The sequence below is a fragment of the Rubneribacter badeniensis genome (assembly GCF_002899695.1).
GTDB classification, from domain to species: Bacteria; Actinomycetota; Coriobacteriia; order Coriobacteriales; family Eggerthellaceae; genus Rubneribacter; species Rubneribacter badeniensis.
The window spans coordinates 44,956-61,503 of the sequence record NZ_PPEL01000005.1 but is presented as its reverse complement, the minus strand read 5'-3'; the positions used below and the strand labels follow the sequence as shown (position 1 = coordinate 61,503).

General features: G+C 65.1%; 21 protein-coding genes. 7 read left to right on the top strand and 14 right to left on the bottom strand.

Going from position 1 to position 16,548, the window contains the following annotated elements; all coding sequences use genetic code 11:
* The first annotated feature begins 190 nt into the window (after positions 1-190).
* Entirely contained in the window at positions 191-1,153 is a 963-nt protein-coding gene (gluQRS, locus tag C2L80_RS02350) for a tRNA glutamyl-Q(34) synthetase GluQRS (protein WP_103262552.1), read from the top strand.
* Positions 1,154-1,207: 54 nt separating this feature from the next.
* Here gluQRS and C2L80_RS02345 read toward each other — a convergent pair whose 3' ends face one another.
* The 3 genes from C2L80_RS02345 to C2L80_RS02335 form a co-directional block, all read right to left on the bottom strand.
* Positions 1,208-1,693: a hypothetical protein gene (locus tag C2L80_RS02345; RefSeq protein ID WP_103262551.1), complete on the bottom strand. Its 486-nt coding sequence runs from the start codon at positions 1,691-1,693 to the stop codon at positions 1,208-1,210.
* 49 nt (positions 1,694-1,742) lie between these two features.
* The gene (locus C2L80_RS02340) at positions 1,743-2,636 is read right to left on the bottom strand and encodes a prenyltransferase (protein WP_103262557.1); all 894 of its coding nucleotides are present in this window, start codon (positions 2,634-2,636) and stop codon (positions 1,743-1,745) included.
* A gap of 101 nt (positions 2,637-2,737) precedes the next feature.
* A complete protein-coding gene (locus C2L80_RS02335) occupies positions 2,738-3,910 on the bottom strand; it encodes an Mbeg1-like protein (protein ID WP_103262550.1) in 1,173 nt (390 codons plus the stop codon).
* A 41-nt stretch (positions 3,911-3,951) separates the two neighbouring features.
* Between C2L80_RS02335 and C2L80_RS02330 the strand changes: the two genes are divergently transcribed.
* The 3 genes from C2L80_RS02330 to C2L80_RS02320 are packed head-to-tail and all read left to right on the top strand — an operon-like array spanning position 3,952 to position 5,485.
* The gene (locus tag C2L80_RS02330) at positions 3,952-4,437 is read left to right on the top strand and encodes an acyl-CoA thioesterase (protein WP_103262549.1); all 486 of its coding nucleotides are present in this window, start codon (positions 3,952-3,954) and stop codon (positions 4,435-4,437) included.
* Positions 4,434-4,922, top strand: a complete 489-nt coding sequence (locus C2L80_RS02325) for a low molecular weight protein-tyrosine-phosphatase (protein WP_087195674.1) — start codon at positions 4,434-4,436, stop codon at positions 4,920-4,922. Before C2L80_RS02330 ends, C2L80_RS02325 begins: the two co-directional genes overlap by 4 nt.
* Before the next feature lie 17 nt (positions 4,923-4,939).
* Positions 4,940-5,485 (top strand): phosphatase PAP2 family protein, encoded by a 546-nt coding sequence (locus C2L80_RS02320; RefSeq protein WP_087195673.1) that lies wholly within the window; start codon positions 4,940-4,942, stop codon positions 5,483-5,485.
* Between the two features lie 296 nt (positions 5,486-5,781).
* Here C2L80_RS02320 and C2L80_RS02315 read toward each other — a convergent pair whose 3' ends face one another.
* Positions 5,782-6,753, bottom strand: coding sequence for a DUF5996 family protein (locus C2L80_RS02315; RefSeq protein ID WP_193602615.1), 972 nt, complete (start codon positions 6,751-6,753; stop codon positions 5,782-5,784).
* Positions 6,754-6,926: 173 nt separating this feature from the next.
* Here C2L80_RS02315 and C2L80_RS02310 point away from each other — a divergent pair, with 173 nt between their 5' ends.
* Positions 6,927-7,331 (top strand): hypothetical protein, encoded by a 405-nt coding sequence (locus tag C2L80_RS02310; RefSeq protein ID WP_103262548.1) that lies wholly within the window; start codon positions 6,927-6,929, stop codon positions 7,329-7,331.
* A gap of 5 nt (positions 7,332-7,336) precedes the next feature.
* The gene (locus C2L80_RS02305; RefSeq protein WP_239938655.1) at positions 7,337-7,546 is read left to right on the top strand and encodes an FAD-binding protein; all 210 of its coding nucleotides are present in this window, start codon (positions 7,337-7,339) and stop codon (positions 7,544-7,546) included.
* Between the two features lie 189 nt (positions 7,547-7,735).
* Here C2L80_RS02305 and C2L80_RS02300 read toward each other — a convergent pair whose 3' ends face one another.
* The 5 genes from C2L80_RS02300 to C2L80_RS02280 all read right to left on the bottom strand — a co-directional run bounded on the left by C2L80_RS02300 (position 7,736) and on the right by C2L80_RS02280 (position 10,793).
* The gene (locus C2L80_RS02300) at positions 7,736-8,056 is read right to left on the bottom strand and encodes a hypothetical protein (RefSeq protein WP_103262546.1); all 321 of its coding nucleotides are present in this window, start codon (positions 8,054-8,056) and stop codon (positions 7,736-7,738) included.
* 300 nt (positions 8,057-8,356) lie between these two features.
* Positions 8,357-8,803, bottom strand: coding sequence for a MerR family transcriptional regulator (locus tag C2L80_RS02295; protein WP_087195669.1), 447 nt, complete (start codon positions 8,801-8,803; stop codon positions 8,357-8,359).
* Positions 8,804-8,854: 51 nt separating this feature from the next.
* Positions 8,855-9,304, bottom strand: coding sequence for a dUTP diphosphatase (gene dut / locus C2L80_RS02290; RefSeq protein WP_103262545.1), 450 nt, complete (start codon positions 9,302-9,304; stop codon positions 8,855-8,857).
* Positions 9,301-9,747: a transcriptional regulator NrdR gene (gene nrdR / locus C2L80_RS02285; RefSeq protein WP_087195667.1), complete on the bottom strand. Its 447-nt coding sequence runs from the start codon at positions 9,745-9,747 to the stop codon at positions 9,301-9,303. The genes dut and nrdR overlap by 4 nt, the downstream gene beginning before the upstream one ends.
* 725 nt (positions 9,748-10,472) lie before the next feature.
* Positions 10,473-10,793: a hypothetical protein gene (locus tag C2L80_RS02280; protein WP_087195665.1), complete on the bottom strand. Its 321-nt coding sequence runs from the start codon at positions 10,791-10,793 to the stop codon at positions 10,473-10,475.
* 115 nt (positions 10,794-10,908) lie between these two features.
* Between C2L80_RS02280 and lexA the strand changes: the two genes are divergently transcribed.
* A complete protein-coding gene (gene lexA / locus C2L80_RS02275; protein WP_087195664.1) occupies positions 10,909-11,547 on the top strand; it encodes a transcriptional repressor LexA in 639 nt (212 codons plus the stop codon).
* Between the two features lie 203 nt (positions 11,548-11,750).
* On the opposite strand, the gene C2L80_RS02270 is transcribed toward lexA, so the two are convergent.
* From C2L80_RS02270 to C2L80_RS02250, 5 genes are all read right to left on the bottom strand, one after another.
* Positions 11,751-12,356: a signal peptidase II gene (locus C2L80_RS02270; RefSeq protein ID WP_273531918.1), complete on the bottom strand. Its 606-nt coding sequence runs from the start codon at positions 12,354-12,356 to the stop codon at positions 11,751-11,753.
* Positions 12,346-13,662, bottom strand: a complete 1,317-nt coding sequence (gene hflX / locus C2L80_RS02265) for a GTPase HflX (protein WP_103262543.1) — start codon at positions 13,660-13,662, stop codon at positions 12,346-12,348. The genes C2L80_RS02270 and hflX overlap by 11 nt, the downstream gene beginning before the upstream one ends.
* Positions 13,663-13,849: 187 nt before the next feature.
* Positions 13,850-14,809, bottom strand: a complete 960-nt coding sequence (gene miaA / locus C2L80_RS02260) for a tRNA (adenosine(37)-N6)-dimethylallyltransferase MiaA (RefSeq protein ID WP_103262542.1) — start codon at positions 14,807-14,809, stop codon at positions 13,850-13,852.
* Complete coding sequence (gene miaB / locus C2L80_RS02255; RefSeq protein ID WP_092200616.1) at positions 14,799-16,160, bottom strand: tRNA (N6-isopentenyl adenosine(37)-C2)-methylthiotransferase MiaB; 1,362 nt, start codon at positions 16,158-16,160, stop codon at positions 14,799-14,801. Before miaB ends, miaA begins: the two co-directional genes overlap by 11 nt.
* 7 nt (positions 16,161-16,167) lie before the next feature.
* A complete protein-coding gene (locus C2L80_RS02250) occupies positions 16,168-16,518 on the bottom strand; it encodes a stage V sporulation protein S (RefSeq protein ID WP_087195660.1) in 351 nt (116 codons plus the stop codon).
* Between the last annotated feature and the right edge of the window lie 30 nt (positions 16,519-16,548).

The following is a 16,548-nucleotide window of genomic DNA, read 5'->3' as shown; positions in this document are numbered from 1 at the left end:
AGCGACGGGCGAGAATGCCCGGATGGCGTGATCGGCGATCGGCTTCGCGACCGAATCCCGATGCGCAGATCACGCCGTTTTCGCCCACGGCGGCGTTGGTCGTCTTCGATTCCGGGAAGAATGCGGACTCCGGGACGCGCCGTCCGCGCGAAAGAGGCGGGGACGCGCTCGACAAGGCAAGGAGGCGAACATGGAGCACCTCGGCCCCAGGCCAGGCGAAGCGATCGGCCGCGACCCTGTGGTCGGACGCTTCGCGCCGTCTCCCACAGGGCGCATGCACGCGGGCAACGTGTTCGCGGCGCTCGCCGCATGGCTCGTGGCGAAATCGCAGGGCGGGCGCATCGTGCTGCGCATCGAGGATCTCGACCAAGAGCGCTCGAAGCCCGCCTATGCGGATGCCGCGCAGCGCGATTTCGAAGCCCTCGGCCTGTTCTGGGACGAAGGCCCCTACTTCCAGCACGACCGGGAAGATGCCTACCGGGCGGCCTTCGACGAGCTGTCCGCGCAAGGCCTTGTCTACCCCTGCTTCTGCACCCGGGCCGACCTGCATGCCGCAAGCGCGCCCCATCGCGGCGAGAAGGCGGTCTACCCCGGCACGTGCCGCGACCTCACGGATACGGAGCGTGCCTGCCGGGCGCAAAAGCGCACGCCCGCGCAGCGTCTGCGCGTATCGGACGAAAGCGTGTCGCTCGTCGATTCGGTGCAGGGCCCGTACTCCCAGAACCTTGCGCAAGACTGCGGGGACTTCCTCGTGCGCCGCTCGGACGGCGCGTTCGCCTACCAGCTGGCCGTCGTGGTGGACGATGCGGCCCAGGGGGTGAACTCGGTCGTGCGCGGCGTGGACCTTCTCTGCTCGACCCCGCAGCAGATGCACCTGCAGACGCTGCTCGGCCTTCCCCATCCCGCCTACGCGCACATCCCGCTGCTCGTGGCCGAACGCGACCGGCGCCTGTCGAAACGCGACCGCGACGCCTCCCTCGACGCCCTGCTCAGCCGCTTCAAAACGCCCGAAGCGCTGCTCGGCCACATCGCAGGGCTCACCGGCCTCGCGCCCACGGGCGACCCCGCCACGCCCGAAGAGCTGCTCGAGACGTTCGACCTCGCCGCGCTCCCCGACGCGCTCGCAGACCCTGTCCAGATCCTTTGGAGGTGACGCGCTCGCCGAAGCGGATGGACGCGGAATCCGAAAGGGGAGGAGGCGGCCGCGTCAGAGCGCGGCCAAAACGCCGACCACGGCGATGACGCCGATCAACGCGATCACGAAGAGGATGGTCGCCAGATGCAGATGGGCGAGGCTCGCGGCGCGCACGCGCGCGGCCATGCGTCCCGCCGGGGCGTCGCCTCCGGAGGGCCGTGCGGGACGCTGCACAACGAAGAACCAGATCAGGGATGCGATCAGGGCGAGGAAGGCCGCGTTGTTGGCCATCGCGGCCACGGAGGCGACGGCCGCGTCGCGCGCGATCTCGGCTCCGAGGTACGCGGCGAGCGTGGCCATGAGAGCGCTCCCGACGACGAGCACGACTGCCATGCGCTTCCCGAGCGCGCGCACGCCCTGCTCGTCGGCTCCTTCGCGCGCAGTGCGGCCCGCGAGCAGGAACAGCCACGATCCGCGCCGGAACATGACGGCCAAAAGCGCGAACGCCGCCATCGAGGCGAGCGATGCCGCAAGCGCGGCGACGAGGGTCCCTTCCACTAACGTTCCTTTCATCGAGATCGTACGGTCATCTCGGCGCCGACGCGCGTCACGCAGCCGCCACGGCACCGCTCGCGAGGATGGCGGCGGCGTAGAACGCGCCGAGCGCCACGTTCGCGCTGCATATCTGCGCCATCGCGCCGATGCGCGCCTCGGGGCGAAGCGGGTTCTTCAAAAGCGCGGCGACGAGCGGCCAGGCCGCCAGCAGCATGAACGGCAGCACCACGATCCCGCCCGCGAAGCACGCCGCCACGAGGATCGCGATGGCGACCGGCCAAGCGAGGACGAGCGCACGGTACAGGCGCCGCGCGCGCCCGCGCCCCAAAAGCACCGGCAGCGTGCGCCGCCCCGCCGCGACGTCCTTCTCCACGTCGCAGGTGTTGTTGGTCATCATGATGAGCCCCACGCCCACGATGGTGGGAACCGCCCACAGAAGCGCGCGCAGGTCGAACGCGCCCGTGAGCGCCTGGTAGCACGCGAGCGGGATGAGCCCGCCCATCACCAGCCCGCTTACCAGCTCGCCGATGGGCAGGTACGAGACGGGCGTCTTTCCTGCCGAGTACAGCACGACCGCGGCGGCGCCCACGACGCCGATAGCGAGCGGGATCCACCCTGCCACCCAGATCACGTACCCTCCGAGCGTGAACGCCGCCGCCAAGAACCCGATGGCGAGGCCGAGCGCCGCGCGCGGATCCACGTTGTTGTGCACGAGCACGGCGTCGGTGGGGTCCACGTTGTCGTCGGCCGAGTCGGCGCCCTTCACGTAGTCGTAGTAGTCGTTGAACGTGTTCACCGCCGACTGCATGAGCACGCAGATGGCCAAAAGCACGCACGCCGTCGCCAGCGACGCGGACGGCGCGTGCGCGATGGCGGCGGCGGTGGCCACGAGCGCCGGCAGGATGGCCGCGGGCCAGGTGTGCGGCGCCGCCAACTGCACGGCCATGCGGACCGTGAGGCGGCCGAACGCTCCCTTCTCCTTTTCGCCGGCCTCTTCTGAGCCGGAGGCCCTTGCGGCCCCTTCGACCGAACCGCGCGCGTCTGCGCTCATTCTTCGCTTCCTTTCCCTTGCCCGTAGCGCGCCCGAACCCGCGGCAGCCTCAGCCGCGCCGCAGGTTTGAGCCGCCTGATCGTCTCGTCTTTGAGGATGCCACCGAGGGCGGCGACGGTCTGCCAGACGAAGCGCTTCGTCTCGGCGTCGAGCTGCGTGGCCGACCCGAGCAGCTGGCGCGCGTTGGCGAACAGCTTGTCCTGGAACTCGCCCCACGACGCCGCCTCCGTGGAGCACAAGAGCTCGAACACGGTGTCGATGAACCGCTCGCGCTCCTCGGGCGTCCTGCCGCGCAGCCACGCGTCGAGCGCCGCATCGAAGAGCACGGCGGAAGGGTTGAGCGCGTCTTGGTAGACGAAGTCCGCACCCTCGGTCTGCCAGGTGAACGGCTCGTGCTGGAACACCGACAACGCCGAAGCCGCCACCACGCGGTAATCGGCCCGCCGCTCGAGGATCATGCCGAACGCAGAGGACTCCGGCACCGTCTTGTGCAGAAGCCGGCAGAAGCGCTCCTCGTCGATGCGCGGCGAGGGATCCTCCAAAAACGAGGGTCCGTCATGGTTGAACACGCCGGCGACGCGCTTGAAAACCGCCTCGTCCACGGTGAGCGCCGCGTACTCCGCAAGGTTGCCACCCTTGGAGTGCCCGCCGAGGAAAAGCGCGCCCTCCACCGCAGACGCCACGCCCGAGGCGTAGGCCAAGGCGGCGCGCTGGGAGGGAACGACCTTTTTGAAGCACAGGTTGAAGTCCTCCTTCCAGCCGGCGAAGCTCCCGTCGGTGCCGCGGAAAGCCAGGTAGAACGCCTCTCCCTGGGTGACGGGAAAGGACAAGGTCACCGCGCTGAACTGTTTCTCCACCGCCTCGGACACCTCGTTGGCGTAGAATGCGACGCGGACGTCGCGCATGCGGCGGCTCGAGGACAGCGCGCGCAGAAACGACGAGGTGTCCTTCGCATCCTCCATCCAGCTGCCGAAGGAGAGCGCGTCCCAGTCCGAGAGCATCACCACGTCGTGGAGCAGCACGCGCCCGGCGGGGGAGGGCGGCAGACAGGGGGACGCCTCGTAGTTGAGGTAGGCCAGCGTCGAGAACACGAGGGAGTCCACCGGGTTAAACGGTGATTCCGCGAAGGTTCGCTGCTCCTCGGCCATATACGCTACGATGTTCCTCATGCTTGTATTGTAGCCGATCGGACAGGACGGAGCTCAAGACCATGCGGGTTTGCACGCCAATCACCATACGGTATGCCGAAACGGACATGATGGGCGTCGTCTACCATGCGAACTACCTGCTGTACTTCGAGGATGCGCGCACCGCGTTCCTCGAGGCCATCGGCTTTCCCTACGAACGCATCGAGAGGGCGGGGCTCGTTTCCCCGGTGGTCGACCTCTCGGTGTCCTTCGGCGAGCCTTTGCGCTACGGCGATATCGCGACGGTGCGCACGCGCATCGTCTCCTCGCGCCCGACGAAGACCGTCTACGCCTACGAAGTGTTCAAGCAGGGGCAGGATCCCGACATGGCGCGGCCCTGCTGCACGGGTCGAAGCACTCACTGCCTCGTGGACGCGGAAACGTTCAAGCCCGTGAGCGTGAAGCGCGCCCTGCCCGAGCTCTACGCGCGCTACGCCGAGGTGATCGAGCCCGAGGAGGGCAAGGACGCCGCGCACGGCTGCGCGCAGAAGGAGGAGGACGGTCGATGAACGCGCCGTTCCGCATCCTGTTCGTGTGCCACGGCAACATCTGCCGTTCCCCCATGGCCGAGTTCGTGATGAGGGACCTCGCGCGCAAGCGGGGGATGGGGCATGCGCTTCTCACGGCGTCGGCGGCCACGCACGACGACGAGATCGGAAGCCCCGTCCATCCCGGAACAAGGCGCGTGCTCGCCGAGGTCGGCATCTTCTGCGACGGCAAGACGGCGCGGCGGCTTCGCCGCGCGGACGCGGGGGAGTGGGATCTGTTCGTGGGCATGGACGAGGCGAACCTGCGCGACATGCGCCGCCAGCTGGGCCGCGAGGCGGCAGAGCGCTGCGTCAAGCTCCTCGAGTTCGCCGGATCCGACCGCGACGTGGCGGATCCTTGGTACACCGGCGACTTCGAGACGACCTACGACGACGTCGTGGCCGGCTGCACGGGCATCCTCGCCTGGCTTGAGGCCGATGCCCGTGTCCGCGCATCCTGCTCCTAGCCCGCGAAGGACACCGCATGGACCTCGCCATCCTCGATTTCATCCAAGAGCGCGTGCGCTCGCCGCTCCTCGACTCCGTCATGCTTCTTGCCACGCATCTCGGCGATCTCGCTCTCGTTTGGCTCGTCGTCGCTGCGGTGCTCATCGCGCAACCCGCGCGCCGACGCTACGGAGTGGCTGTGATAGCGGCGGTCGTCGCTGCGGCGGCAGTGGGAATGTTCGTGCTCAAGCCCCTGTTCGGACGCGTGCGGCCCTTTGCGGCCCACGGCTTCACCGGATTGCTCATCCCGCCTCCTTCGGGCGATTCGTTCCCTTCGAACCATTCGATGGCGTCCTTTGCCGCAGCAGCGGCGATCTGTTGCCTGCCGAAAGGAGGACGGGGCGTCTCGGCGCTTAAAGCGGGGGCCGTCGCCGTCGCCCTGCTCATCGCGGTTTCGCGCATCTACCTCTACGTGCACTATCCGACAGACATCTTGGCAGGTGCCGTCATTGGCATCGGCATAGGCATGCTGTCCGTCTGGGCCGTCGGAAAGCTTTGGCCCAAAGCACCTCCCGGAGCCTAGCGAAGCGTCTGCCGCCCCTCCGAACGCCGCCGCGATCGCTTAGGCGCCGTTGCGATATCTTCGGCGTCGCGACCCTCAATGCGGAGAGGCCGGCTTTAAGCCGGCCTCTCCGTCTTCGCTTGCGCGATCCCTAGGCAAGACGACGAACGAACGACGCGCACCAGAAAACGCCCGCGAAGCACAACAGCGATATCACGTACCCCATGGCTCCTCCTTGCGCTCGGATATCGGGCGTGCAGCCCGTGCGTTCAGAATACCAACTTGAACCCAAGAGCGCACCTTGCATCGCGCATCGGTTACCGAGCGGTATCCGAACGACCATCCCCATGCGCGCCGAAAGGGGAGGGGGAGCCGGATTGGCTGCGCGCAAGTTCGGGCACGAGCAACGGAGAGGCGAACCAGTCGAGACGGCTCCAAGGCCGCCGAGCCATGACGGAGCCGAACGCATCGCGGCAGAACCGAACCACAGTATCGATAGGATCATCGCTGCGCAACGCTTCCTTGAGGGACAGAAGGAACTCGCCGGAATCCCTGTCGAAGCGCGCGCCTCGAATGGCAGGGCGCTTCGGCGGCTCGCCATCGACGAAAGGATAGGCTAAAGCGAAGAACGACGGCTCGTCTGTGCGCTCGTCACCCGGCCAGAAGCCGAATTCCATGAGCTCCTCGTCAAAAGCGGCGCGCTCCACAATGGATGCCGCCGGATCGAAGGGGAGCGGCTCGCCTGAGAACAGGGTGGTGGTCAGATCGAACGTGCCCCAATACAGCGAAGGCGGCGTGCGTTTGCCGCGAAAAGCCGAAGAGAAGCGCCCGAGGGCGTTGTGCGCGAACAGGAACTGGCGAAGCGCCTTTCGGGCGCTCTCCGTGTCGAAAGGCGCCCGATCCACCATCTTGTCGAAGGGCGTCGCAATCGACATCTCTTGCGGCCTTGGATCGATGGGGAGCGGATGGCCGATCTGATCAAGCATCTCCTGGAAACGGCGGTACCGTTCGCTTGTGGAGGCGGCCTCCCCAAGCGAGAACGAAGCGCGAAACCCTGAGAAGGACGCCGCGTGCACTTCGGCCGACTCCACGCTCAGCCGAACTTCGAACTCGCCGGATTCAGTCGATACAAGCCCCGTCGAAAAGCCGTCGGGTTCGAGGAGCAGCACCACATGCCCCCATTCGGGCTGCGGCACCATAGCGGCAAGCTTCGTTTTGCCCATCATCTGCAATACGAGATGAAGCGATGTGCAGGTTTCGCTCCACTCGCGATACGTCAGAACGTTCATGCGATCACCTCAGTGGTTACGCTACCTGATTTCGATTCGGCAAGAGGGAAGACGCACAGCTCGTCGAACGGGCGTAGGCAATCCGCGACCCGTCTGCCACGAAAAGAGGGGTCGATCAAACCATCCGCTTTCACCGTCTCTGCCCCGAAGCTCCCATCGTGTATGATAGGATCATGAAAGCGGCGGGCAGGACAGAAGCGGGGGCTGCAACATGGCGGCGTACGGCGTTTGCCGTCGGAGGGTTCTCCTGTCTGCACTCCGTCGCCATCGTGTTTTTCCACCGCGACTGGCTCTTCGACCTGCCCGGCGCCGACCCGCTCGCCTACGCGCTCTGCCCGAACGGCTGCCTGCGCCTGGCGGCTGCAGCCGACCGCGAACAGCGTGTACGTGACCGAGGCGTCGCCGGCGAGGAGACGCCGCTTCGTCGGGGTCAGCTGTTCAAAGCCGACACGCTGGAAGCCCTGGCTGTTCAGATAGGCGTCGACCTTGCGACTTTCACTGCGGAGATGGAACGCTATAACAGCTTCTGCGAAGCAGGGAGGACGAGGATTTCGGACGCCACCTGTTCGACGATTTGAGCCCCGTGAGGGTGCCTCCGTTCTACGCCTCGCCAGCCACATGGGCCGTGCACATCGCCATCGGTGGTCTGAAGGAAGACGACGCGTTTGCCGTGCGCGGCAAGGCAGGTCAGGTCATCCCGGGCCTGTTTGCTTGCGGCGAGGTGCGCAGCGGCATCTGCGGCGTCGACAGCATCGCCGACGGCATCGCAGCCGGACGCACGATCTGCGCATAAGCTGATCGCATGGTGCCCCATGTGCCTATGGACGCCGTACGGCGGCGTCCATAGGCACAGATCTTTGCGCTCTTTTTCAAGAAGACGATCCGTCCAACAATCGAACGTCCCCGATCAAAGTCCATGATCCGTTCTTTTAAGTTTACATAACATATATTATCAATAATATATCTTGCAAAAAAGGAAACGTTACCCCCAGGTCGCGCTTTGCCCAGACGCGCTTCCAACGCCGCTTTCAACTGAAAGATCCAACTCGCCGAATTCCATCATCTGCAGAACCTCGGGAAGCACAGTGAAAAATGAATAGGCATTCAGCGCAAACGCGACAACGCACACGATCAACCCGATCACGCTTGATCGCATCAACCTTGCCGCCGCCATGGAAAGCTCGGAGCCTTCCGCAGCCAGCCGTCCGAACCGCCTCAAGGCGATAGCCCCGCACACGGCACCCGCCACGCTCAGCGGCATGCCGCCGAAGAAAACGGACACCGGGCCCGCAACGCTCGCCACCGTGGCAAGCGTTCGCGCAGTCTTGAAGTCGGAAACCTCCCGTGCGCTTGGCTGCCGAGCCGGCAAGCTTCCAGGGTCGCCCGGCAAATCCGAAGTGCGGCCTTGGCACCCGGGGTCTTCAGGATTCCGAGACGGGTCAGGAGGCGTATTTTGCCCGATCGTCATGACAACACCCTTCATTAGTAAAATTACAAGTCTTTGAACAGGCATTTTTCAAACGAGGCTCTGAGAGCCATTCTAAGACCCCGTTTTGGCCTCGGATGACTCCTTACTCGCGAAAACGATGGTTTTCGAGCGATGTCACAGCGCGACCGACCCCACGGGGAGCTCTTGCGATCCTTCATCCCGCGACAATCCGGCTTCAGCGGCGCGAAGGCGTCCGAGACACTCTTCAAGTTCGGCGATCTGATACTCGAGCGCCGCTTCCTGCGTGCGCACGACGGAAAGCCGCTCGTCGCGCGAAACGATGCCGCGCCTCTGAAGCCGCACGTAGTACTGGATGCCCTCTATGGACAGGCCGCTTTTGCGCAGTGCGTCGACGAAGCGAAGCTGCGCGGCGTCCGCATGGGAGAACGTCCGCACGCCGCGTCGGTCGCGTGCAAGCCCTGGAAAGAATCCGCATTTGTCGTAGTATCGTATGGTGAACGCCGAAATGCCCGTCAAATCGACAACTTCGGCGATGCCGAGGCACGGAAACCCGCTCGCACCGGCATGCTCCGCGAACGGAGGCGACCCTTCCTCTTCCATAGAGCGCTTCGCCTTTCGATTAGAGTAACTCTAACATGCTTCAGCGTCGCCTCAAAAGCCCATGCCACTGCTCCCGAACCCTCCGAAACCGCGTTCGGTGTCGGGCAGATCGGCTGTCGCCTCGAAAGACACCGGCGGCACCGGCATGATCACAAGCTGGGCGATGCGATCCCCCCGCTTGATGGCGAACGGCTCGCGCGGATCGAGGTTCACGAGCACGGCGCATATCTCGCCACGGTAATCGCTGTCGATGAGGCCGGGGGCGTTCACCAGCGACACGCCGTGCTTGGCAGCCAACCCGCTGCGCGGCAGCACGAAGCCGGCATATCCGCGCGGCAGGGCGAGCGCCACTCCGCACGGGACGAGCCGGCGTTCGAAAGGCTGCAGCACATCGTCGCGCGTCGAGCGAAGATCGACTCCTGCGTCGCCCGCGTAGGCGTAGGCCGGCAAGGGCAGATCGGGATCGAGGGCACGCAGCGGCACGCGCAAAGGGGCTGTCATCGCAGTCCCTCGAGCGCCGCGGCGAACTCCTCGACGTTTTGGAAGTCCTTGTACACGCTCGCAAAGCGAACGTACGCCACATCGTCGAGCTTGGCGAGCCTCACGAGCGCCATGTCGCCAAGCTCTTTCGACCCGATCTCGGCCTTGGACGCGTTGCGCAGCTCGGATTCGATGCTGTCGATGAGCGCTCCGATCTGCTCAGGAGAGATGGGGCGCTTCGCGCAGGCCATCAAAAGACCGCGCATGAGCTTCTGCCGGTCGTACGCCTCCGAGGAGCCGTCCCGCTTGGTCACGATGAGCGGATTCTCGCCCAGACGCTCGTAGGTGGTGAAACGCCTTCCGCACTCAAGGCATTCCCGACGGCGGCGAATAGCCGTGCCGTCTTCAGAGGGACGGGAATCGACGACTTTGGAATCGGGATTCCCACAGGAGGGGCAACGCATAAGAGGCTCCTTTGATCGATTTTCATACAGGCTAGCATACAAGATATAGTGGTTCAATCAACCAATGAGAATCAGCAGAAATGAGTGCAGAAACGAGCTTTTGCGCGCAACCCCTTCCCCTATGGCAGAATACGGACGCCGCGCGGCCCCGAGTCTTCGACGGGCGACGGCCACGGCATCGAGAGCCCCTTCGCCCGAGCGAATCGGCATCGCCAAACCGAGCGACACCGGTTTTCCGCTTCGTTCGCGCCTCTGCCCCATCGGCGTTAAGAAGTTGCTCGCAACCGTCGAAAGCAACCGATCGAGGGCTTTTAGATCTCCTGGGTCGCGAAAACGATCCGAGGAAATGGTATCGAGGCTGGCGCTCGCCGCGATCCGTCCACAGAAGCGGGGTCGCTGTCGAGCATAGGGGCAGCTTCGCAGACAGGCAATCCGACATCGAGAACGGACGGCACAAGCGAACTCTCAAACAAGAGAGGAAACGCCGCTTTCACCCTAAAAGGCGAGGATCCCGAAGGCATGGTTTGGCCACCGAAAGATACGAGGAAAAGAGTGCGCAAGAAGCAAAACGAGGAGTTGCACAAGGCAGGGATGGGACTTCGGCGCCCTCCGAAAGCGGTTCGCGGCGGCGCGAGGCGCCTCCTCCCGCTCTTCGGAAGCGCCGCCCGGACGGATGCGCTTTTCTCTGAACGAGCTTATCCGACCAGCATCCTCTCCGAAACCCGTTAAAAGCCGACGAGAACGGCGGCGAGCGACGAAACGACGCAAACGCCTCCGGCCACCACTGCCTGCCAAGGCTTCACGCACTCGTACGCAACACCTCGCGCGTTGCCGTTGCGCAAGGCTCGCCCCGTGTCGGTCGCAAGCAGACGCTCGCGCATACCCAACCTCAGAGCCTCCGGCGATCGATGCGTCTCGCAAACCGCAGAGCGAGCGTTCCGACTGGGAAACGCGATGATGGCCGCGGAATGCGAAGGCGAGCGGAGAAGTTCGATCTTCAGGGCAGACGAGCCGTCCACGTAGCACCGCTCCTCGATTTTCTTCATTTTTCTCCCTCTCTCCTCTTGCGTAGAACCTTTGTTCGCATATATAATAGAACGAACAAAGGTTCATGTCAACAAGAATTCAAAACATCTGTTCGTTTGAGGGAAAGGACGGGGCATGTCCGAAAAAGTGACGAAACGCCAGCAGGCAGTGCTCGATTGCATTGAAGAGTGCATCCGGGAGAAAGGCTACGGTCCGACGGTGCGCGAGGTTTGCCAAACCCTGGGCCTCTCCTCCCCCTCGACAGTGCATGTGCACCTCAAGGCCCTTGAGCAAAAGGGGCTCATCAAGCGCGATCCGCTCAAGTCGCGCTCCATCGCGCTCACCTACCCCCTTGAGGACGCAGCGCTCGCCACGAACGTGGTGCAGCCGAGTTTCAGCAAGATCGTGAACGTTCCGCTCGTGGGCAATGTGGCGGCCGGCTCCCCCATCCTCGCCGAGGAGAACATCACCGACACGATATCGCTCCCCACCGACATCGTAGGCGACTCCCCTTCTTTCCTGCTGTCGGTGCGTGGCGAGAGCATGATCGAAGCGGGCATCAACGACGGAGACTACGTTGTGGTGAAGGAGCAGCCGGTGGCCAACAACGGCGACATCGTCGTGGCCATCATAGACGACGGCGCAACGGTCAAACGCTTCTTCAAGGAGAGCGACCATATCCGTCTGCAGCCGGAGAACTCCACCATGGAGCCCATCATCACAACCGACTGCGCCATCGCCGGAAAGGTGGTCGCGGTTTTCCGCCGTCTGTAATCAGTCCCTTCAAGCCGATTCCGCATACTCCGGCAAAGAGGCGGTCCGGCGCGAAACCGACCCTTCCCGCTTCGGCGAAGGCCGAAGCGGGAAGCTCAGCGCTTTCCAGCACGGTGCACGGCATCCTCGAACAGAATGCGAACGGGTCAGCCCGTTTGCGCGAAAGACAGTCGTCTTCGTTTCGCGCGGCGACGAAAAGGCGTTTACGAGGAGCCGGTCGAACCGCCCTTTCGGATTGCGCTCCGAAGGCGGTTCGCAACGCGAAGCGCACCATCCTTTGAAAACCGCGCATAAGCGCTCACGCTGAACTCGTCTTGATGGCGCAAAGCGAGAACGACGAACATGCCAAGCGACGCGACGAGGTAGCAGTCTTTCACGTCGAAGACGAACCACCCCGCAACCTGCAGGAAATCGAGGCTCCCGCCCCAAAGCGTGCGATCAAGGAGCCCGCAGACGGATCCTGCCATGCCGAGGCAGAACGCCGCCGCGGGCACCGGGCGCGCGGAACGCACGTTCGCCCGGTAAAACGCGTAGCCGCTCGCGTACAGCCCGATCACAAGGACGTTCATGGCGATGGCCACCGCAGGAAGGCTCAACGGCTCGATGAAATTGCCTCCCCACGTGAGGTTCTCGTTCACTTTGGGGTAGAACGCCAGGACGCCTTCCACAAAGGGAAACGAGATCCCGAGAAGGGGCCTCACAAGCGCGAGCTTCACCGCTTGATCTGCCACGACGAGCGCGACGATCGCGCAGACGGCTGGGGAAAGAAGCCGCTTGCGCGATCGAAAGGGCCGTCCGTCAGTCGCCATCGACCACGAAGGGACGAAACGCTTCCGCGAAAGAGGGGGCAACGAGCATGACGAGACGCGTGCCTTCCTCCTCATGCGTTTCGGACAGGATGCGGCATCGCTCGTGAGCAAGCGAGACAAGGTCGCCTCTTTTGTACGGCACGAGCACGTCGAGACGAGCGTCGCTCGCCGACGCCACGCGCGCGACATGCTCGACGAGCGCCTCGATCCCCTCCCCTGTCGCCGCCGACACGAACTGAGCCTGCGCATGGCGCGCCCTGAGCGCACCGAGCTCCTCCGCGTCGAGCAGATCGCACTTGTTGAACACGAGCACTCTCCGGATGTCCTGCGCACCGATCTGCCCGAGCACCTCTTCGACGGCGGTTATCTGCGCCTCGCGCTCCTCTGCCGACGCGTCCACCACGTGCAGCACGAGATCGGCGCCCGCGATCTCGTCAAGCGTGGATTTGAACGCCTCCACGAGCGTGGTGGGAAGCTTTTGGATGAATCCGACCGTGTCGGTGATCGTGATCTCGCGGCCTTCCGGCAGCTCGAACCTGCGCGTAGTGGAATCGAGCGTGGCGAACAGCTTATCGTAAGCGAGGACGTCGGCATCCGTGAGCCGGTTGAGCAGACTCGACTTGCCCGCGTTCGTGTATCCGGCCAGCGCCACCTTGAACATGCCGCTCTCGTAGCGGCTCTCGCGTTGCACGGCGCGCACTTCGGACAGGTGCGCGAGCTCGCGCTTGATGGAGGTGATCCTCTTACGCACCATACGGCGATCCACCTCGAGCTGGCTTTCGCCTTCGCCGAAGCGCGAGCCCACGCCGCCGCCCATGCGGTTGGACGCAAGGTGGGCCCACATGCCCCGCAAGCGAGGCAGCAGGTACTCGTTTTGGGCGAGCCGCACCTGCAAGCGCCCCTCCTTGCTGGTGGCGTGCAAGCCGAATATGTCGAGGATGAGCGCCGTGCGGTCGATCACCTTCACATCGCGGCCGACCGCCTTCTCAAGGTTCGCCTGCTGCGATGGCGTGAGTTCGTCGTCGAGCACGACGAGGTCGGCTGCGTGGGCGCGCGCGAGGTCGGCCACCTCCTCGGCCTTGCCGGTGCCGATGAAGGTCTTGGGGTTCGGGGCTTCGAGCCTTTGGGAGGTCACGGCCACCACGTCCGCCCCTGCAGTGTCGACAAGGCGCTCGAGCTCGGCAAGCGAGGAGGCGAGCGGCCACGCCGCACCCGGACGGTCGACCCCGACGAGCACGGCTCGTTCGCGGCGCTCCTCGGAGACGGTCACAGCGCCGCGCGTGATGACGGATTCGAATTCGGACATAGGACATCCTTTCCCTGATGCGACCGAAACGGTCAGAAACGATGAGGCACGATGAAAGACGGCTACCTCGGCTGCATGGATGCTCCTGTCCGACGACGATGGCATGGGCGCTTCGACGCGCCCGCCCATCATAGCACATCGGCTTCGTGCGAGCGCTCCGGCACCCTCTGCAAGCCGAACGACGATTTCAGGAGGCACCCTTTGCAAGCGCATCGAGCGCCCGGTCGAGCAACGCGCCCGGATCGTCGTCGTTCGCGTCGATCCAGCGGATGCGGGCGTCCTTGCGAAACCATGTGCGCTGGCGCTTCGCGTAGCGATGTGTGGCCACCTTGATACGCCTGACCGCTTCGGAAAGCGTCGCCTCGCCGTCGAGGGCCGCCGCGATCTCCTTGTACCCGATGGCCTGGGGAGCCGTGACACCCTCGCGGAACCCTCGCTCGAGCAGTCCGGCCACCTCGTCGACGAGCCCCGCTTCCACCATGGCGTCCACCCGCGCGTCGATACGGGCCCGCAGCACGTCGGGATCGACCGCCAACCCCACGAAGAGCGCCGGAACCACCTGGGGAATCGTCGAAAGCCGCGCCCGCTGCTCAGCGTAGGAGCACCCTTCGTCCAAAAGCTCGAACGCGCGCGTGACGCGCTTCACGTCGGCTGCGGGGATGATGGCCGCGCTCGCCGGATCGCGCTCGGAGAGCATCTGCCAAAGCGCTTCGGCCCCCTTTTGCTCCGCGATGCGCGCGCACCGCTTCCGAACGGGGTTGTCCACCTGCTCGCCTGCGGGAAACTCGTAGCCGTCGATGGCAGCGCGCACATAGAACCCCGTGCCGCCGGCCAGCACGCTGCGCAGACCGCGCGCGTCGATCTCTCGGAAGCGATCGCGCGCGTAGCGTTGGAACAGCGCCGCCGAGAACGGCTGACCGGGATCGACGAGGTCGAGCCCGTGATGGGGCACGAGCCGTTCGGCGAGCGGGATCTTGCCCGTGCCGATGTCCATGCCCCGGTACACCTGCATGGAATCGGCGCTCACCACCTCGCCGCCCAACGCCAGCGCGACGGCCTGGGCGAGGTCGGTCTTGCCCGACGCCGTCGGCCCGACGATGCACGCCACCGGAGCCCGCAACGCCAGCGCCGCCGGCTCAGCGGCCATCTACGACCTCGCCCGCGAGGTACCACGTCCTCGCCTCGTCGATGCGCACGGGCACGATGGAGCCGGCGAGCGCCTCGGCCGTCGATCCGCTCGGCACGGGGGCGTGCACGGTCTGGTTCTTGGGGCTCTTGCCCGCAAGCAGCCCTCCGTCGCGCTTCGACGCGCCCTCCACGAGCACATCCACGACAGAGCCCAGGTCGGCCTGGTTCGCCTCGAACGCGCGCGTCTGCACGAGGTCGACGAGGCGGTCGAAGCGCTCCTGCACGACCTCGCGAGGCGTCGAATCCTCCATCTTCGCCGCCGGGGTCCCCTCGCGCTTCGAGTAGATGAACGTGAACACCTGATGATAGCCCACCTCGTCCACGAGCCGGAACGTGTCCTCGAAGTCCTTGGCCGTCTCGCCCGGGAACCCGACGATGACGTCGGTGGACAGCGCGATGCCGGGACACGCCGCACGCAGCTTCCTCACGAGATCGAGGTAATGGGCGCGCGTGTAACGGCGGTTCATGGCCGCCAGCACCGCGTCGGAGCCCGACTGCACGGGCAAATGCAGCGCCGGCATGAGCGATCGCAGCTTCGCGAACCGCTCGATCACCCCGTCGGTGAGGTCCTTCGGATGGCTCGTGGCGAAGCGCAGCCTCTCGACGCCCGTGGCGTCGAGCGCGTCGAGCACCGCGTCGAAGCGCGGCGCGCCGTACAGGTCGCGCCCGTAGGAGTTCACGTTCTGCCCAAGCAGCGTGATCTCCTTCACGCCGGCCGCCACGTAGCGCTCGGCCTCGGCCGCGATATCCTCCAAAGGGCGCGATTTCTCGCGTCCGCGCACGTAGGGCACGATGCAGTAGGAGCAGAAGTTGTTGCAGCCGATGGTGATGGGCAGCCACGCCGCCCAATCGTGCTCGCGCGCCGTCGGCAGCTCGGTGGGAAACGACGAGGCGGCGTCGAGCACCTCCACCTGATGGCCGCCCTCCTCGACGGCCGCTTCGATCAAACGGGGAAGCGAGCCGAGGTTGTGCGTGCCGAAGACCACGTCGAGATGCGGCAGTTCCTCGACGAGCTTCTCGCCGTCGCGCTGGCCGATGCAGCCTCCCACGGCGACGATGCGCTTCGCAAGCGGCGAGCCCGTGCGCAGCGGCACGTTTTTGAGCGAGGCCACCTGGCCGTACAGGCGCGTGTCGGCTGCCTCGCGCACGCAGCAGGTCATGAACGCCACGATGTCGGCGTCTTCGATCGCCTCGACCGGCAACGCGCCAAGGCCCTCGAGCATGCCGGCGATGCGCTCGGAATCGTGCTTGTTCATCTGGCATCCGAACGTGCGGATGCAGAACGTGAGGTTCGTGAAAGGGGTCTGCATGGCCGTGTCAGCGGGAGGCAGGGCAGACATCGGACACGCCGTCGACGGCACCTGGAGCGACGTTGCGCACGTAACGCGGCTCGACGGAGAAGCGAATGGCCGTGCGGTACTCTCCGTCGATCACGATGTCGGCGAACGAGGGGACGCAGACGATCTCGATGCCGACAGGCGACAGGAACCCGCGCGATATGGCGATGGCCTTCACCGCCTGGTTCACCGCGCCCGCGCCGACGGCCTGTATCTCCACGCACACGCCATCCTTCACCATGCCGGCGATGGCGCCCGCAACCGACGCGGGCGACGACTTCGACGAAACCTTCAAGCAGCCGATGTCCGGCTTGTCAGCGATTGTGGGCATGCATATCCTTTTTCGTATGGTCCGTTACCT

Bases quoted from the DNA above. Each gene is read 5' to 3' on its own strand.
- C2L80_RS02310 (WP_103262548.1), top strand. From the start codon at position 6,927: ATGAAAGCGGCGGGCAGGACAGAAGCGGGGGCTGCAACATGGCGGCGT.
- C2L80_RS02315 (WP_193602615.1), bottom strand. From the start codon at position 6,753: ATGAACGTTCTGACGTATCGCGAGTGGAGCGAAACCTGCACATCGCTT.
- gluQRS (WP_103262552.1), top strand. From the start codon at position 191: ATGGAGCACCTCGGCCCCAGGCCAGGCGAAGCGATCGGCCGCGACCCT.
- lexA (WP_087195664.1), top strand. From the start codon at position 10,909: ATGTCCGAAAAAGTGACGAAACGCCAGCAGGCAGTGCTCGATTGCATT.
- C2L80_RS02340 (WP_103262557.1), bottom strand. From the start codon at position 2,636: ATGGCCGTGCAGTTGGCGGCGCCGCACACCTGGCCCGCGGCCATCCTG.
- nrdR (WP_087195667.1), bottom strand. From the start codon at position 9,747: ATGCGTTGCCCCTCCTGTGGGAATCCCGATTCCAAAGTCGTCGATTCC.
- C2L80_RS02320 (WP_087195673.1), top strand. From the start codon at position 4,940: ATGGACCTCGCCATCCTCGATTTCATCCAAGAGCGCGTGCGCTCGCCG.
- C2L80_RS02325 (WP_087195674.1), top strand. From the start codon at position 4,434: ATGAACGCGCCGTTCCGCATCCTGTTCGTGTGCCACGGCAACATCTGC.
- dut (WP_103262545.1), bottom strand. From the start codon at position 9,304: ATGACAGCCCCTTTGCGCGTGCCGCTGCGTGCCCTCGATCCCGATCTG.
- C2L80_RS02295 (WP_087195669.1), bottom strand. From the start codon at position 8,803: ATGGAAGAGGAAGGGTCGCCTCCGTTCGCGGAGCATGCCGGTGCGAGC.
- C2L80_RS02280 (WP_087195665.1), bottom strand. From the start codon at position 10,793: ATGAAGAAAATCGAGGAGCGGTGCTACGTGGACGGCTCGTCTGCCCTG.
- hflX (WP_103262543.1), bottom strand. From the start codon at position 13,662: ATGTCCGAATTCGAATCCGTCATCACGCGCGGCGCTGTGACCGTCTCC.
- C2L80_RS02250 (WP_087195660.1), bottom strand. From the start codon at position 16,518: ATGCCCACAATCGCTGACAAGCCGGACATCGGCTGCTTGAAGGTTTCG.
- miaB (WP_092200616.1), bottom strand. From the start codon at position 16,160: ATGCAGACCCCTTTCACGAACCTCACGTTCTGCATCCGCACGTTCGGA.
- C2L80_RS02330 (WP_103262549.1), top strand. From the start codon at position 3,952: ATGCGGGTTTGCACGCCAATCACCATACGGTATGCCGAAACGGACATG.
- C2L80_RS02335 (WP_103262550.1), bottom strand. From the start codon at position 3,910: ATGAGGAACATCGTAGCGTATATGGCCGAGGAGCAGCGAACCTTCGCG.
- miaA (WP_103262542.1), bottom strand. From the start codon at position 14,809: ATGGCCGCTGAGCCGGCGGCGCTGGCGTTGCGGGCTCCGGTGGCGTGC.
- C2L80_RS02270 (WP_273531918.1), bottom strand. From the start codon at position 12,356: ATGGCGACTGACGGACGGCCCTTTCGATCGCGCAAGCGGCTTCTTTCC.